This window comes from Uliginosibacterium sp. TH139, assembly GCF_002855595.1.
Taxonomy (GTDB): Bacteria; Pseudomonadota; Gammaproteobacteria; order Burkholderiales; family Rhodocyclaceae; genus Uliginosibacterium; species Uliginosibacterium aquaticum.
Genome location: NZ_PKRR01000002.1, coordinates 500,601 through 517,024, shown reverse-complemented (window position 1 = coordinate 517,024; position 16,424 = coordinate 500,601). Strand labels below are relative to the sequence as shown.

At 63.0% G+C, this 16,424-nt stretch carries 15 protein-coding genes; all 15 read left to right on the top strand.

Features of this window, described 5'->3' with window-relative positions; genetic code table 11:
• Positions 1-3 precede the first annotated feature (3 nt).
• The 15 genes from C0V76_RS05905 (at position 4) to C0V76_RS05835 (ending at position 16,418) form a co-directional block, all read left to right on the top strand.
• On the top strand, positions 4-978 hold the full coding sequence (locus C0V76_RS05905; protein WP_101941443.1) for an HAD family phosphatase: 975 nt from the start codon (positions 4-6) through the stop codon (positions 976-978).
• Between the two features lie 94 nt (positions 979-1,072).
• Positions 1,073-3,370 (top strand): tetratricopeptide repeat protein, encoded by a 2,298-nt coding sequence (locus C0V76_RS05900; protein ID WP_101941442.1) that lies wholly within the window; start codon positions 1,073-1,075, stop codon positions 3,368-3,370.
• Between the two features lie 236 nt (positions 3,371-3,606).
• Complete coding sequence (locus tag C0V76_RS05895) at positions 3,607-4,650, top strand: Gfo/Idh/MocA family protein (protein ID WP_101941441.1); 1,044 nt, start codon at positions 3,607-3,609, stop codon at positions 4,648-4,650.
• A gap of 44 nt (positions 4,651-4,694) precedes the next feature.
• Positions 4,695-7,592, top strand: a complete 2,898-nt coding sequence (locus C0V76_RS05890; protein WP_101941440.1) for an HD domain-containing phosphohydrolase — start codon at positions 4,695-4,697, stop codon at positions 7,590-7,592.
• Between the two features lie 91 nt (positions 7,593-7,683).
• Complete coding sequence (locus tag C0V76_RS05885; RefSeq protein WP_143707357.1) at positions 7,684-8,223, top strand: DUF2796 domain-containing protein; 540 nt, start codon at positions 7,684-7,686, stop codon at positions 8,221-8,223.
• Entirely contained in the window at positions 8,220-8,924 is a 705-nt protein-coding gene (locus C0V76_RS05880; RefSeq protein WP_101941438.1) for an ATP-binding cassette domain-containing protein, read from the top strand. Before C0V76_RS05885 ends, C0V76_RS05880 begins: the two co-directional genes overlap by 4 nt.
• Positions 8,921-10,189 (top strand): ABC transporter permease, encoded by a 1,269-nt coding sequence (locus tag C0V76_RS05875; protein ID WP_101941437.1) that lies wholly within the window; start codon positions 8,921-8,923, stop codon positions 10,187-10,189. Before C0V76_RS05880 ends, C0V76_RS05875 begins: the two co-directional genes overlap by 4 nt.
• An 89-nt stretch (positions 10,190-10,278) precedes the next feature.
• Entirely contained in the window at positions 10,279-11,325 is a 1,047-nt protein-coding gene (locus C0V76_RS05870) for a GTP-binding protein (RefSeq protein WP_101941436.1), read from the top strand.
• Positions 11,312-11,974 carry a DUF1826 domain-containing protein gene (locus C0V76_RS05865; protein ID WP_101941435.1) on the top strand — a complete coding sequence of 221 codons (663 nt, stop codon included), beginning with the start codon at positions 11,312-11,314 and terminating at the stop codon, positions 11,972-11,974. The genes C0V76_RS05870 and C0V76_RS05865 overlap by 14 nt, the downstream gene beginning before the upstream one ends.
• Before the next feature lie 13 nt (positions 11,975-11,987).
• The gene (gene zigA / locus C0V76_RS05860; protein WP_158239156.1) at positions 11,988-13,199 is read left to right on the top strand and encodes a zinc metallochaperone GTPase ZigA; all 1,212 of its coding nucleotides are present in this window, start codon (positions 11,988-11,990) and stop codon (positions 13,197-13,199) included.
• Between the two features lie 3 nt (positions 13,200-13,202).
• Entirely contained in the window at positions 13,203-13,394 is a 192-nt protein-coding gene (locus C0V76_RS05855) for a DUF1289 domain-containing protein (RefSeq protein WP_101941433.1), read from the top strand.
• Between the two features lie 137 nt (positions 13,395-13,531).
• On the top strand, positions 13,532-13,927 hold the full coding sequence (gene hisI, locus C0V76_RS05850; protein ID WP_216821683.1) for a phosphoribosyl-AMP cyclohydrolase: 396 nt from the start codon (positions 13,532-13,534) through the stop codon (positions 13,925-13,927).
• Positions 13,924-14,484, top strand: coding sequence for a carbonate dehydratase (locus C0V76_RS05845; RefSeq protein ID WP_101941431.1), 561 nt, complete (start codon positions 13,924-13,926; stop codon positions 14,482-14,484). Before hisI ends, C0V76_RS05845 begins: the two co-directional genes overlap by 4 nt.
• A gap of 1 nt (position 14,485) precedes the next feature.
• Complete coding sequence (locus tag C0V76_RS05840) at positions 14,486-15,085, top strand: DUF3299 domain-containing protein (RefSeq protein ID WP_158239155.1); 600 nt, start codon at positions 14,486-14,488, stop codon at positions 15,083-15,085.
• Between the two features lie 172 nt (positions 15,086-15,257).
• Positions 15,258-16,418 (top strand): efflux RND transporter periplasmic adaptor subunit, encoded by a 1,161-nt coding sequence (locus C0V76_RS05835; protein WP_158239154.1) that lies wholly within the window; start codon positions 15,258-15,260, stop codon positions 16,416-16,418.
• Positions 16,419-16,424 lie beyond the last annotated feature (6 nt).

The following is a 16,424-nucleotide window of genomic DNA, read 5'->3' as shown; positions in this document are numbered from 1 at the left end:
ATCATGAAGAAACTGCTGATTTTGCTGAGTACCGCATGGCTGGCGACGACAGCCCATGCGGCCGACCCGCTGCCGTCCTGGAATGAAGGCGCCTCCAAGCAGGCCATCCTCCAGTTCGTCGAGAAAGTCACCCAGGAAGGCTCGCCGGACTTCGTGCCGCTGCCGCAGCGCATCGCCACCTTCGATAACGACGGCACGCTATGGTCCGAACAGCCGGCCTACTTCCAGCTGTTCTTCGCGATTGACCGCGTCAAGGCGCTCGCGCCTCAGCATCCCGAATGGAAGACCAAGGAGCCCTTTGCTTCCATCCTCAAAGGTGACATGAAAGGCTTGATGGCCTCTGGCGAGAAAGGCCTGGTAACGCTGGTCATGGCCACCCACGCCGGCATGACGACCGAAGAATTCGAAAAGTCGGTCACTGACTGGATGGCTAGCGCCAAGCACCCCAAGACCGGCAAGCCATACACCGCCATGGTCTATCAACCGATGCTGGAACTCATGAGCTACCTGCGTGCCAAGGGTTTCAAGACCTTCATCGTCTCGGGTGGTGGCATCGAGTTCATGCGCCCATGGACCGAGAAAACCTATGGCATCCCGCCCGAGCAGGTTGTGGGTTCCAGTGGCGGGTTGAAATACGAGGTCCGCGACGGCAAACCCGTGATCGTCAAGCTGCCAAGCCTGGTGCTTAACGACGACAAGGACGGCAAACCCGTTGGCATCCAGCGTCACATCGGGCGCCGCCCGATTGCGGCCTTCGGCAATTCCGACGGCGACCTGCAGATGCTGCAATGGACGATGGCCGGTAGCGGGCCACGCTTCGCGCTCTACGTACATCACACTGATGCCGAGCGCGAATGGGCCTACGACCGCAAGTCACCTATCGGCAAACTCGACAAAGGCCTCGACGAAGCAAAGGCCAAGGGCTGGACGGTGGTCGACATGAAAAACGACTGGCAACAGATCTATCCGAAGCAGTAAGGAAGCGCGGATCTCCTTCATGAACCTGCCCGCATCTCCGTTGCGGGCAGGGCTGACGTTACACTGACCGCACTTCTCACCACGTCAAGAACCAATGAAATCGAGCCATGCAATTGCCGGGCTGCTGCTGGCTACCGTGCTGGGTATCGGCGCCTGGGTCGCGCTTGATCAGCGATCGACAGCTCAAGCCCCCGCCACCGAAAGCACGCCTGTTTACGTCGGTGCGCAAAGCTGCGCCAGCTGCCATGCGCCGCAGTTCACCGCCTGGAAAGGCTCGCATCACGAACAGGCGATGCAGCATGCCAACGATAAAACGGTGCTGGGCGATTTCAACGATGCAGGCTTCACTTACAACGGCATCAGCAGTCGTTTTTTCAAGCGTGACGGCCGCTTCTTCGTGAACACGGATGGTGCTGATGGCAGCCTGCAGGATTTTGAAATCAAGTACACCTTTGGCGTCTACCCACTGCAACAGTACCTGATTGAATTTCCCGGTGGGCGCATGCAGGCGCTCGCCCTGAGCTGGGACGCACGGCCGCAGGCCGAGGGCGGGCAACGCTGGTTTCACCAGTATCCGATGGAGAAGGTCGACCACAAGGACGAACTGCACTGGACCAAGCTCTCGCAGAACTGGAACTACATGTGCGCGGAGTGCCACTCCACCGAGCTGAAGAAGAATTACGACCTGGCCAGCAATACTTTCAAGACGAAATGGGCCGAAATCAATGTCTCTTGCGAAGCCTGCCACGGCCCGGCCTCTGCCCATCTAACATGGGCTGCTGAACCAGCCAAGGCTCATACAATGCCCAATAAGGGCCTCGTGCACCGCCTGGACGAACGCAAGAACGTGAGCTGGAATTTCGTTGGCGAAGGCAAGGTCGCCGAGCGCAGCCAGCCACGCAACACAAGCAAGGAGATCGACACCTGCGCACGCTGCCACGCGCGGCGCAGCACCCTGAGCGAGGACTACCAGCATGGCAAGCCGCTGCTGGACAGCCATCTGCCTGCCCTGCTGAGCCCGCCCCTGTTTCACCCGGACGGCCAGATCAAGGAGGAGGACTTCGAGTACGCATCCTTCCTGCAAAGCAAGATGCACAGCAAGGGCGTGACCTGCACCGATTGCCACGACCCGCATAGCCAGAAATTGCGCGCGCCGGGAAATACCGTTTGCCTCACCTGCCACCGCGCAGATCAGTACGTCACCGAAACGCATCACCACCACAAGCAGGACAGCAAAGGCGCCGAGTGTGTGGCCTGCCACATGCCGACGCAGAATTTCATGGTGGTGCACGCCCGCCATGACCATAGCATCCGGGTGCCACGCCCCGATTTGTCGATCAAGCTCAACACACCCAACGCCTGCAATCAGTGCCACACCGACAAGAGCGCGACCTGGGCCAGCCGCGCCATGCAGCAGTGGTACGGCAAGGGCTGGATGGAGAACTGGCATTTCGGCGAGAGCCTGCACGCCGCCAATCAGGGCCAGCTCACGGCAGGCCCGGATCTGATGGCACTCGCCGCCAGCCCGAAGTTTCCGGACATCGCGCGCGCCAGCGCGGCCAACGCCTTGGCACGCTATGTCGACCAGGCCACTTTTGCCGTTGTGCCACGCCTGTTGAAAGACCCCTCGCCCCTGGTGCGACGCTCGGCTTTGCTGCCGCTCGAAGCCCTCGCGCCCGAACAGCGCTGGCGCCTCGCCGGTGGCCTGCTGACCGACCCGGTGCTGGCGGTACGCTTCGAAGCCGCACGCGTGCTGGCGCCCGTGCCGCGCAACAGCCTAAGCACGAACGAACAGGCACTCCTGGAGCGTGGCATTGCGGAATACATCAAGGTGGCGCACACCAACGCAGAACACCCCCAGTCACACATCAATCTGGGGCTGCTGTACAGCGCGCTGGGCGATCAGGGCAAGGCCGAACAAGCCTATCAACAAGCCCTGCGACTGGATCCGGCATACGCCTCGGCCTACGTCAATCTGGCCGATCTCTACAGCCAGCAGCAAGGCGATAAAGCCGAAGCCATTCTGCTGCAGGCGCGAAGCGTACTGGGCGAACACGCAGATATCGAGCACGCCATTGGTCTGCATTATGTACGGGCGCAGCAGATGAAGCCGGCGCTGGCCTCACTTGGAAAAGCAGCGAGTTTGAGCCCCGAAAATGCGCGTTATACGTATGTGCACGCCGTTGCGCTGTTTGATAGCGGTGAAAAGGAGCGCGCTATCAGGCTGTTGGCTGAAGCCTCGGTGCGATATCCAAATGACGTCGATATCCTGATGGCACTCGTGAGCTATCACAAACAGCAAGGTCGTATGGCCCAAGCACGCCGCTATGCTGAGCTGCTCGTGAAGAAGGCCCCAGGCATTTGGAGTGCTGACGCCATTCTTCAGCAATAGCAGAGGGCGTGGATCAGTCGAAAATTTGTGGTTTTTTCATTACGAGGGATTGCTTTAGTGGCAGCCCTATGCGCTTTGATAGTCTGCAGATAGATATTCGCCGTAGAGGGCTGATTCATTTTGAGGTACGACAAGGTCGTAGTGCTGTCATTCGGTATGAGTCGGCGGCCATTCTCAACTTGGCTGGAGTAGGCTTCAAATGCACCGGCATGTGGCTGGAGTAAGGGAGAGATGAAATGACTTCAGGCAAACAGGTGATTCGCGTCGGTATCGTCGGGGCTGGCGCCAATACGCGCGAGAAGCACATACCGGGGTTGCGTGCGCAGCCCGGTGTGGAGGTGGTGTGCGTCGCGAACCGTTCGCGTGCCTCCTCGGAAAAGGTGGCTGCCGAGTTCGGCATTCCGCAGGTGGCCGCAGACTGGCGTGCGCTGATCAATGATGCGGGAATCGACGCGGTGATGATTGGCACCTGGCCCTACTTGCACTGCCCGGTGAGCCTGGCTGCGCTGGCCGCCGGTAAGCATGTGCTGACTGAGGCGCGCCTAGCGATGAATCTTGCCGAGGCGCGCCAGATGCATGCCGCGGCCCTGGCCCGGCCGGATCTGGTGGCGCAGGTGGTGCCGGCGCCCTTCACCCTTGGGGTGGATCGTACGGTGCAGCGTCTGCTGCGCGAGGGCTTTGTCGGCCGCTTGTTGAACATCGAGGTTCGGGTGGCCGACGGTCGCTTTCTCGATCCTGCTGCACCGCTCAACTGGCGCCAGGATGCAGAACTCTCCGGCCTCAACGTGATGAGTCTGGGCATCTGGTACGAGAGCTTGATGCGCTGGGTGGGCGAGGCTAGCAGCGTGATGGCCAAGGGCCGTACTTTCGTGACCCAGCGTGTCGATGCGGCAGGCCGCCTGCGCGCCGTGCGGGTGCCGGAGCATGTGAGCGTGTTGGCTGACATGGCCTGTGGCGCGCAGGCTTGCTTCACGATTTCTGCCGTGAGCGGGTTGTACAAATCCAGTGAAATCGTGCTCTTTGGCAGCGAAGGCACGCTGCGCTTTGCCGACGGCGAGCTCAGCGGCGGGCGGCGCGGAGATGCCGTGCTGCAGCCGGTGCCGATCCCGGTGGAGGAGGCGGTCGGCTGGCGTGTCGAAGAAGAATTCATCAGCGCCATTCGTGGCCTGGAGGTTGTGAGTCACACACGCTTTGCGGAGGGTGTGAAATACATGGCTTTCACCGAGGCCGTGGCGATCAGCATGGCTGAGGGGCGGGAGATCGCCCTGTGTGCGTGCTGATGGCGCATTAGCCGGCGTGTCGTGATGATGATGGGGTGCGTGCAATGAAGGCGCGGGGCGAGCACGGCCACTTGAGGCTTCCCTTGCATGTGCTGGCGGCCGCCGGGATGGCGTTGTTGCTGGTACTGATGGCGGCCGTGCTGGTGGTGCATTCGTATTACAGCACCTGCGCCGTGGCCTCTTCGGCCGTGAATGAATCGATCCGTCATGTGTCGCGTTCGCTGACTGAAAAGCTGCGCGGCATTCTGCAGCCGGCTGAGAACCAGCTGGAGCTGTTGAGCTTCAGCGAGATCGTGCGCGCCCGCACCTTGTCCGAGCGTCTGCTCTCGGTAGGCATGGCTCAGGCTGCGTTGAAGGCCAACCCGCTGCTCGATGCCTGGTATGTGGGCTATCCGGGGGGCGATTTCATTCTCTTCCGTCCGTTGCGGGAGGCTCGCCTGCGCGAGAGTTTCCAGGCGCCGGCAGGCGCCAGCCTGCTGGTGCAGTCGCTCAGCAATGGCCCCAGTGGGAGGCAGATCGGCGAATTCCTGTTCTACAACGCCGCCGGCCATCTGCTGCGGCGTGAAGAGCGTCCCGCTTACAGCTTCGATCCGCGCGCCCGGCCCTGGTTTATCCAGGCCAAGCAGCAAGGCTCTGGCGCCTCGGTCATTACCGATCCCTATCTCTTCTTCACGACTCGTCAGCCTGGCGTGACGCTGGCGCGCCTGGTGCACGAAGGTGGCCCGGTAGTGGGGGCAGATGCCACCCTGCGCGACCTGGGCAAGGAGCTTGGCGAGCTTAAGCTTTCGCCAGGCAGTCAGGTGGCGATCATCGATGCCTCGTCCTCGACCGTGGCACTCGAGGACGCCCGCCACTCCGTGGTACTCGACGCCAGCCTAGGCGAAGCGCGTCTGGCGCGTCTGGGCGATCTGGGGCTGCCGGCGCTGGTGGCCGCCGCGCGCTTGCCAGCCAGCGCGTCGCAGCGTAGCGAAGTGCTGCTGGGGCGGGAAACCTGGGAGCTGATTTCGGTTCCGATAGAATTGCATGCGCGTGGCAAGGCTTTGCGGGTACTCATGGCGGTGCCCGGCAGCGAACTCTTCGGTGAGGCCCAGCGCCTCTTGTGGCGCCAGCTGTGGGTGATCCTGGCGCTGGTACTGGGCTCCATTCCGCTGTGCTTCTGGCTGACCCAGCGGGTGGTGCGGCCGCTGCGCGATCTGGCTGAAGAGGCGCGGGCGGTGACCAGTTTCGATTTTCGTCCGAGCCGCCTCAAGCGCTCGTGGATTGCCGAGGTCGATCTGCTGACCAGTGCCACCGGGCAGATGCGGGCCACGATCTCGCGCTTTCTCGAAGTGAATTCCGCGCTGAATTCGCAGATCCAGCTCGAACAGTTGTTGGGGATGGTGCTTGATGATGTGCTGGCGGCCGTGCAGGCCCGCTCCGGCGCGCTGTATCTCTTCGATCCGGATTTGCGCACGCTGAGCTGCTCGCAGCAACGCGGCGAGGGCATGCCGCCTTATCCGCTGCGCCTGGCGCTGGAGGCGGACGCCGCGCATCCCGTGGTGCAGGTGGCGCTGTCGCGCCAGAGCGTGATTGGCATGCAGGGTGAGCGCGGCAGCGAAGTCTTCGCCGTGGCGCTCGAAACCTTCGAGCGCAATTTCGTTGGCGTGCTGGTGCTAGAACCCAGCCGCCCGCTCGGCCGTGGCGTTGGCAGCCAGCGTGATCCCCAGTTGGCTTTCGTAGAGGCACTGTCATCCACCGCTGCGGTGGCCATCGAAACGCGCGGCCTGGTCGAAAGCCAGAAGCACTTGCTCGACGCCATCATCAAGTTGCTGGCCGGTGCGATTGATGCCAAGAGCCCCTATACCGGCGGCCATTGCCAGCGCGTGCCCGAGCTGACCCTGATGCTTGCTGAAGCGGCTCACGCCAGCGAGGAGGGGGCCTTGCGCGAATTCCGGCTCAGCATGGATGAACGCGAAGCGGTGCGCATCGCGGCTTGGCTGCACGATTGTGGCAAGCTGACCACGCCGGAATACGTGGTGGATAAGGCCACCAAGCTTGAAACCCTCTACAACCGCATCCACGAGATCCGTACCCGCTTCGAGCTGCTCAAGCGCGATGCCGAGCTGGCTTTCTGGCGCGCGCGCAGCTCGTCCGCACCCACCGCGCAGGAGCTGGCGGCGCTGCAGGCCGAGTGGCAGAACCTGGATGACGAGTTTGCTTTTGTCGCCGCCTGCAATCAGGGCGGCGAGTACCTTGATGCCGAGCGCATCGCACGGCTTGAGTCGATTGGTGCGCGTACCTGGCTGCGTACGCTTGACGATCGCCTCGGTCTGTCGCGAGAAGAGGCCCAGTTGCTGGCGGATCAGCCTGCGGCCCGTCTGCCGGCCACTGAACGGCTGCTTGCCGACAAGCCCGAGCACCTCGTCGCCCGTCCGCCTGGCGAGCAGATTGCGCCTGACAATCCCTGGGGCTTTCACATGGATGTGCCTGCGGCCAGGTTCAACCGGGGTGAGCTCCACAACCTGTGCGTGAGCCGTGGCACGCTCACGGAGGAAGAGCGCTACATCATCAATGCGCACATCGTGCAAACCATCGTCATGCTTGGGGGCCTGCCTTTCCCGCGCCATCTGCGCGCGGTGCCCGAGATTGCCGGTAGCCACCACGAACGCATGGATGGCAAGGGTTATCCGCGCCGCCTCAACGGTAGCCAGATGAGTGTGCCGGCACGGATCATGGCGATCGCGGATGTGTTTGAAGCTCTCACCGCGGCGGATCGCCCCTACAAGGCGCCCAAGACGCTTTCGGAGGCCCTGCAGATCATGGCCCGCATGGTGGCGGAAGGGCATCTCGATGCCGAGTTGTTCGCACTTTTCGTGCGCAGCGGCGTGTATCTCGACTATGCCGGGCGCTACCTGCGTGCGGAGCAGATCGACAGCGTGGACCCGGCCCGGCTCGGGCTGTGAGCCAGCCTGCTTTTTATTAACGCAACGAAGTTGCATCTGAGCTCGGGCTGTGCTCAAATTCCCGGCCATCCACCCCGTCGAGAATTCCGCCATGCGCAAACTTGTCGCCCTGATCCTGCTTCTGCTCTCTTCGGCCGCAGCACAGGCCGCCGAGGGGCATAGTCATGGCGTGGGTCATCTCAACGCCAGCCTGGAGGGCGATGTTTTCAGCGTTGAACTGGAACTGCCACTCGAAAGCCTGCTCGGTTTTGAGCGGGCACCGAAATCCGCGCAGGATCTGGCCAGGGTGCGTGAGCTGGCAACGCTGCTGCGGAGCGGGGACTCGTTGCTCCTGCCGAGCCCGGCGGCCGGCTGCGCGCTGTCAGGGGTAAGCCTGGCCTCGGCGGCCATCTCCCCCGAGTTGCTCGGCGAGAAGGCGACATCTGCTGCAGCCGGAGCCAGCGAGCAGGAGCACGCTGATCTGGATGCGCATTACCGCTTCAAATGTGCCCGACCGGCGGAACTGAAGCGCCTGGAAGTGGCTTTTTTTGACACCTTCAAGCGCCTGCGCGTGATCGAAGCCCGGCTGGTGACGAGCAAAGTGCAGCGCGCTGCCCGGCTCACCGGTCCGTCGCGCGGCCTTGTCTGGTGAGCGCCCCGCTGATCGAACTGCGCGGGCTGCGCCAACGCTGGCCCGGCCAGTCTGCAGACTGCCTCGCCATCACGCATTTCGCCCTGCAGCCCGGCGAGCACCTGTTCCTGCATGGCGCCAGCGGCAGCGGCAAGAGCAGCCTGCTGAGCCTGTTGGCTGGCGTACTGCGGCCAACTGCGGGCGAAATCCATCTGCTGGGTGAGCGTGTCGACCATCTGCCCGCGGCGATACGCGATCGCCTGCGTGGTGAGCATATCGGCTACATCTTCCAACAGTTCAATCTCTTGCCTTACTTGTCCGTGATCGACAATGTGCTGTTGCCCTGCCGCTTCTCATCGCGGCGCAAGGCGCGAGCGCTGAGCCGCGGGGCTGCTTCGCTGCAGGCCGAAGCGCAGCGCCTCCTGAGCCATCTGGACCTGTTTGCGGCGGATTGGCAAAGACCGGTCAGCGCCCTCTCGGTCGGCCAGCAGCAACGCGTGGCCGCCGCCCGCGCCCTGATCGGCCAACCCGAACTGCTGCTGGCCGACGAGCCAACTTCGGCACTGGATGCCCAGCGTCAGCAGGACTTTGTAGACCTGCTGCTGCACGAGGCAAACGAAGCTGGCAGCAGCCTGATCTTCGTTAGCCACGACCAGCGCCTGGCCGCTCACTTCGGCCGCGTGCAGGCGCTCAGTGAATTCAATGCCGGAGGCGCTGCATGAAGGCGCTCATCCTGCTGCGGCTGGCGCTCGCCAGTGCCTGGAACCGCCGCTATGCCCTGGGCCTGACCCTGCTTTCGATCACCCTGGCGGCTGCTCTGCTGCTGGGGGTGGAGCGCTTGCGGGCCGGTGCCCGCGAAGGCTTTTCAAGCGCGCTATCTGGTACCGATCTGGTGGTCGGTGCGCGGGGCAGCCATGCCCATCTGTTGCTCTACAGCGTATTCCGGATTGGTGAGCCCACGCCGAGTCTGAGCTGGGCGGCGGCCCAGCGCATCGCTGCGCATCCTGCCGTGGCCTGGACGGTGCCGATCTCGTTGGGCGACGCGCATCGCGGTTTCCCGGTGGTGGGCACCCAGCCGGACTATTTCAAGCGCTACCAGTACGGTGATGCACAGGCGCTTGCGCTGACAAGTGGACGCCTGTTCGACAGCCTGTTCGAAGCCGTGATCGGCGCCAGCGTGGCGCGTGAGCTGGGTTACACGCTCGATCAGTCCATCGTGCTGGCGCATGGCAGCCCCGAGCTGGAAGGTGCCGAGCACCGCGACAAACCTTTCCGCGTGGTCGGCATCCTCGCGCCCACTGGCACACCGGTCGATCGCAGCGTGCACATCTCGCTCGCTTCGATGGAGGCCATCCATGTCGACTGGCAGGGCGGTATGCCGCTGGCGGGCCTTTCAGTGCCGCCGGAGCTGGTCCGCAAGTTTGATCTCACGCCGAAAACCATCACTGCCCAGCTCGTCGGCCTCAAGCATCGCAGCGATGTGTTCCGCCTCCAGCGCGAACTCAATACCGCTCCGGGCGAAGCGCTGAGTGCAGCCATGCCCGGCGTGGTGCTCGATCAGTTGTGGCAGATGCTGGCCGCAGGCGAGCGGACGCTACAGGCGGTGTCCGCGCTGGTGGCAGCGGTGAGCCTCGCCGGGCTGATGGCCGTGATCCTCGCCGGGCTGGATGCGCGTCGGCGCGAACTGGCGATCCTGCGTTCGGTCGGCGCGCGGCCACGCGAAGTGCTGGCCCTGCTGATCATCGAAGGCCTGGGGACTACGCTGGCTGGCTGTCTGCTGGGGCTCGCCTTGTTGCAACTGGGTGTGTGGCTGGGCGGAGCCTGGCTGCAGAGCCGTTTCGGCATTGTGCTGGCCGGTGTGTGGCCGGGGCAGGAGGAGTGCCTCCGGCTGGGCGGGATTGCCGCCACCGGGTTGCTGGCCAGCCTGCTGCCGGCTTGGCGCGCCTATCGCATCTCGCTCGCCGACGGTTTGAGTCCGAGGCTGTAGCGCGGCTGATCTTGATTTTTATTGCAACACGGTTGCATTAAAGGGTTGTGGCGATAGAATGCAACACTGTTGCATAAGAACCTTTCGCCATGCCTAATCTCCCCGCCAGAATTCCTGTCACCGTGCTCACCGGCTTTCTTGGCGCCGGAAAAACCACCTTGCTCAATCGAATCCTCGCCGAGCCGCATGGCCATCGTATTGCGGTGATCGAGAATGAGTTTGGCGAGGCCGGCATCGACAATGCTTTGCTGGCCCACCGCTCCGAAGAGCAGGTGGTGATGATGAACAACGGCTGCATCTGCTGCACGGTGCGTGGTGATCTGGTGCGTATGTTGGGCGAGCTGGCCGAGCGCCATGCCGCCGGCGAGCTGACGTTCGAGCGGGTCATCATCGAAACCACCGGTCTGGCCGACCCCGCGCCGGTGGCGCAGACCTTTTTCGTCGAACCGGCGATTGCCGACTTTTACCGGCTCGACGCGGTCATCACCGTGGTGGATGCAGTGCATGGCATGAGCCAGCTCGATGCGCACCACGAGGCGCAGGAGCAGGTCGGCTTTGCTGACCGCTTGTTGATTTCCAAGGCCGATCTGGTGCTGCAGGAGGCCTTGCAGGCCCTGCGGGATCGCCTTGCCGGCATCAATCTGCGTGCTCCGATCGCCGAGGTGCATTTCGGCGAGACCGCGCTGGAACAGATCCTGGACATCGATGCCTTCAGCCTAGAGGTGGCCGAGTCCATCGAACCGGAATTCCTGCAGGCTCTGCACCACCATCATGACGATGACGTGGGCTCCTTCGTGATCCGTGCGCAGCAGCCCTTCAATGGCCTGCGCCTGCGCTTCGCGCTCGGCGCCCTGATCGACAAATACGGCCCGCGCCTGATGCGCTACAAGGGCATTCTTCACTTCGAAGATCAGGAAATGAAGGTGGTGATGCAGGGCGTGCACATGCTGATGGCCCTGAACCTGGCCGAGCCCTGGCTGCCGGATGGCCCGCGCGAGTCGGCGCTGGTCTTTATCGGCGACAAGCTGCCCGAAGCCGAATTCCGCCGCGTGATCGGCAAGTGCGTGGTGGGCGCCGATGCACTGGGCGACGCGGTCTTCGAAGAAATCATGGAGCTGATCGATGGGCAGCGCTGATTTCCCGGTGCCCCGTGTGGAGCCCGGCTTGCGACCTTGCAGCGAATTGCTGGATCTGACCCGCATCTTTGAGGCGGACACCAATGCCGTGCTGCTGGAGCGCGCACCGCTCGCCGCCATCTCGACCTACCTCTCCTTGCCGGACGTTCAGCGCGGCCTGGGCTCTGGCTTGCGCCACAAGCTCGGCGCCGACGAATTCCTGCCGGCTAACGCCCTGCCGGAAGCGCCGGGCCGCGACGCCTTGCTGGCAGACATTGCCTGGCAGGCCGAACTGATGCGTGATCTGCTCGATTGCGAGAGCGTAGGCCTGCGTCTTGAAGTGCTGCGTAAACCAATGTGCCCGCGTTTTCATGTCGACCGGGTCGGCATCCGCATGCTGTGCACTTATCGCGGCACAGGCACCGAGTATCTTCATGGCGAGGCGGCCGACCGGGCGCGCCTAGGGCTGGCAGGCGGCGCCAGCGATGAAAGTTCCGGCCTGATCGTGAATGCAGATGGCATTGCTCGGGTGCCGCTGCACGCGATCACCCTGCTCAAGGGGAGTGCCTGGCCCGGCAACGCTGCACACGGCGCGATTCACCGCTCTCCAGCGGTAATTGAACAAGACATGCCACGCGTCGTCTTGGCGCTGGATGCAATCTGGAATTGACTGGAGGATTTTCATGCAAGCACTCCCCGTGACGGTTCTTTCCGGCTTCCTCGGCGCTGGCAAGACCACGCTTCTCAAGCACATCCTCGAAAACCGCGAGGGGCGCCGCGTGGCGCTGATCGTCAATGACATGTCGGACGTAAACATCGACGCGGAACTCGTGCGGCAAGGCAGTGCCACACTCTCACGCACCGACGAAAAGATGGTCGAGATGAGCAATGGCTGCATCTGCTGCACGCTGCGCGAAGACCTGCTGATCGAGGTGCGCAAGCTGGCGGAGGAAGGCCGTTTCGACTGCCTCGTAATCGAATCGACCGGCATCTCGGAGCCGCTGCCGGTAGCCGAAACCTTCACCTTTACCGACGAACAGGGTCAGAGCCTCGGCGACGTGGCGCGGCTCGACACCATGGTCACAGTGGTCGACGCCTTCAATTTCCTGCGCGACTACGGCAGCCGCGACAGCCTGCAGGACCGAGGCGAATCGCTGGGCGAAGAGGACGAGCGCTCGGTGGTCGATCTCTTGATCGAGCAGGTCGAATTCTGCGACGTGATCGTGCTCAACAAGATCGATCTGATCAGCGCCGAGGAACGGCACGAACTCTACGGCATCCTGAAGAAATTCAATCCGCGTGCGCGCATCGTGGAAGCCGAGTTCGGCCGCGTGCCGCTCAACACCGTGCTGGACACCGGCCTCTTCAACTTCGAGCAGGCCGCGCAATCGCCGGGCTGGCTGCAAGAGCTTCGCGGCACGCACACGCCGGAGACCGAGGAATACGGCATCACGAGCTTCGTCTATCGCGCACGCCGCCCCTTTCACCCCGAGCGCTTCTGGCGGGTTGCGCATCAGGAATGGCCCGGCGTACTGCGTGCCAAGGGCTACTTCTGGCTCGCCTCGCGCATGGATCTGGCCGGCGAATGGGCGCTGGCCGGTGCCGTGCGCCGCCACGGCCCGGCAGGCCTGTGGTGGGCGTCAGTCGACCGCAGCCAGTGGCCGCAGGACGAAGCCGCGCAATCGCGCATCCAGGAGCGTTGGGACAAAACCTTCGGCGACCGCCGTCAGGAGATCGTCATCATCGGCACCTCCATGGACCAGGATGCCCTGCGCGCTCGGCTCGACACCTGCCTGCTGACCGGGCTGGAGATGGAGGCCGGACCGTTTGCCTGGGCCCGTTTGGTGGACCCCTTTCCGGACTGGCAGACCATTGAGGACGTGGAGGAAGCCTGATCTATGGCCGTGCCCTCACCCTGCATCGACGTCTGCGTGTTTGACGGGAAAACCGGTTTTTGCACGAGCTGCTTGCGCACGCGCGAAGAGGCGCGCAGCTGGAAAAAGATGAGCGACACGCGCCGTCATCAGATCCTTCACGACCGGCGGCGACGCGAACAGAAGCTGGAGCGCAAGCGTGCTGAAAGCGACTGAGTTCCAACGTCCGCAGCGCTTTCCTGCGGCCAGCCGTCCAGTCTGTTGGTCATGCCGCTAGATTTCCCGGCGCTACGTGCTGCTAGGCTAGAGGGGCTGCATTCATGAAAGCCGCCAATCTGCTCGGCGCGCATGAGATGGATGTGGGCGGCACCCGTCTGCCATTGGCTGCCGTGCTCGATAACTTACCCTGGAGTGCCGAGGGCCTGATCGCGGCGATAGCCCAGCAGCACGATAGCGGTGAAGTGCTGATGCTGGCTTGGATGAATCGCACGGCACTCGAAGAAACATTGCTTGCGGGCCGCGTTTGCTACTGGTCTCGTTCCAGACAAAAGCTGTGGCGAAAAGGGGAAACTTCCGGCGCGACCCAGCATCTGATCGAAGCACGCTTCGATTGCGATGGCGACACCCTGTTGCTGCGTGTCGACCAGAACGCCGGAGCCTGTCACACGGGGCGCTCGTCCTGCTTTTACAATGCCGTACTGGGTGACGAGATCGTCATTCTTTCCAACCCCGGAGAAGCTGTTCCATGATTCGCAAGAACCCCAGTGGCGATCTTCCCGTGATTGCCGAATCCGCTTTTGTCGATCCGACCGCAATCATCTGCGGCAAAGTCATCGTGCACGACAATGTATTCATTGGTCCTTATGCGGTGATCCGTGCCGACGAGGTGGATGCTTCGGGCGGCATGCAGCCGATCGTGATCGGTGCGCATAGCAACATTCAGGACGGGGTGGTGATCCATTCAAAGTCGGGTGCTGCCGTGAAGATCGGCGAGCACAGCTCGATTGCCCACCGCAGCATTGTGCACGGCCCCTGCGAGATTGGCCGGCGCGTGTTCATCGGCTTCAACAGCGTGGTTTTCAACTGCAAGGTGGGGGAGGGCTGTGTGGTGCGCCACAACTCGGTGGTTGACGGTTGTGATCTGCCAGCAGGCTTCTACGTCCCCTCCACGACCTACATCAACGCGAACACCGATTTGGCCACGATTCCGAAAGTGACGGCTTCAGCGGCGGAGTTTTCGGAAGATGTGGTGCGGACCAACAACGAGTTGGTGGCGGGTTACAAGAAGCTTCAGAACGAGTTCTGAGATGAAGCTGAAGCGACTGCTTTGCCTGATCCTCAGTCTGATGGTTTTGCTGCTGGCGGCCTGTGGCCCGCAGCAGACTGACGCTCCTGCCTACAAGCTCGGTGAGCGTCTCGCGCCGGCTGCCGTGAAGGCGGCCAGCAGCTATCGTGAATTGTTCTGGGAGGATCTCACGCCGAAGGACTGGGATCCGCTGGCCGGCATCCGGCAGGAGGACATCGCCCGCCTGCAGGATGGCGATCCGCAGGCCAATCAGCTCATGCAGAAGATGCGTGAAGCCTGGGACAAGGCTCCGGCGGTGCCGGCGCTGGATCGCCAGAGCGTACGAATTGCCGGGTTTCTGGTGCCACTCGATGCCGAGCGTGAAAATATTCGTGAGTTCCTGCTGGTGCCTTACTTCGGCGCATGCATCCATTCGCCGCCGCCACCCTCCAACCAGACGATCCATGTGGTGATGGACAAGCCCTTCAGGGGCCGCATGATGGAGCCCTTCTGGATCAGTGGGGAGCTGCGCATCGAGCACATCGACAGTCCCTTCGGCGTGGCCAGCTATCGCCTCAGTGGCCAGCGCGCCGAGCGCTACGTGGCACCCGCCAAGTCCTGAGCCGTGCTGCGCTGCCCACGGCGCGGCGCCCTTGCCCGAAAGTCCGGCTGCCGCGCGCTTGCCGTTGGCATGGCCCTGTGGCCGAATGGCCAGGCCTCATCCATACCGCAGGGGCGGTGCGGCCGATTACAAGTGGTCTGTGAGGCTGCAAGGGACTCAACGGGGGAATTCCATGCGCGGCACGATAATGATCGGAGTGGCGGGGCTGCTGGCGAGCCTGCTGGCTGGTTGTGATGGCAAGCAGGATGTAGCGAAGGCCGGCCCGCCGCCGGTGCCGGTACGCCTCGAGAAGTCCACCCGTGAAACGGTGCCGGTGGTGACCGAGTTTGTTGGCCGAGCGCAGGCATATCGATCGGTGGAAATCATGGCGCGCGTGGAAGGCATTCTGGAGACGCGTCACTTTGTTGAGGGCAGCCAGGTCAGGAAGGGCGATCTGCTTTATTCGCTGGAGCGCGCACCCTATGAGGCGGCGCTGCGGGATGCCGAGGCTAGCCTGGCCAAACAGAAGGCCACCGCCGTCAATGCGGCCTCGCGCGAAGCGCGCCTGGCGCCGCTAGTGAAGGAAAACGCCATCAGCCAGCAGGAGTATGACAATGCCGTGGCTTCGATGAAGGAGTCCGAAGCGACGGTAGCAGCCGCTGAATCGCAGGTCGATCGGGCCAAGCTGAATCTTGAGTACACGCGCATCCTGGCCACCGAGAGCGGGCGTATCGGGCGTAGTGAAATGCCTGAGGGGCGTCTGGTTGGAAAGGGCTCGCCGACCCGCCTGACCGTGATCGATAAGCTCGATCCGATCTATGTGTCCTTTACGATTTCGGACCGCGATGCGCTGGCCTTCCGCAAGGCGCTGCAGAGCGGCGCGATTCAGGAGCATGGCGATTCGGTGGCGCGCATCATCATGCCCGATGGCTCGCAGCTCAAGCCCACCGGGCGCATTGATTTCGCTGACATCGAAGTGAGCGAAAGCTCCGGCACCATTGCCCTGCGTGCGGTGCTGCCGAATCCCAAGGCTGAGTTGCTGCCCGGCCTCTTCGTGCGTATCGAGCTGACTTCGGGAGAGTCTCCCAACACCATCCTGGTGCCACAGCAGGCCGTGATGAAGTCACCCACTGGGCACTATCTGTGGGTGGTGGATGCGAAGGGTCGCGCCGAGCGTCGCGATGTGGTGGTTGGCAAGTGGCAGCGCGAGAAATGGGCTATCGACAAAGGTCTTGGCGCAGGCGAAATGGTGGTGGTGGAAGGCGGGCAGAAACTGAGCCCGGGCGCGCAGACTTTTGTGCCAACGCCCGCGGCTGCATCCGCTCCCTCTGCCAGCACGCCGGCCGCGCGCTGAGGAGAG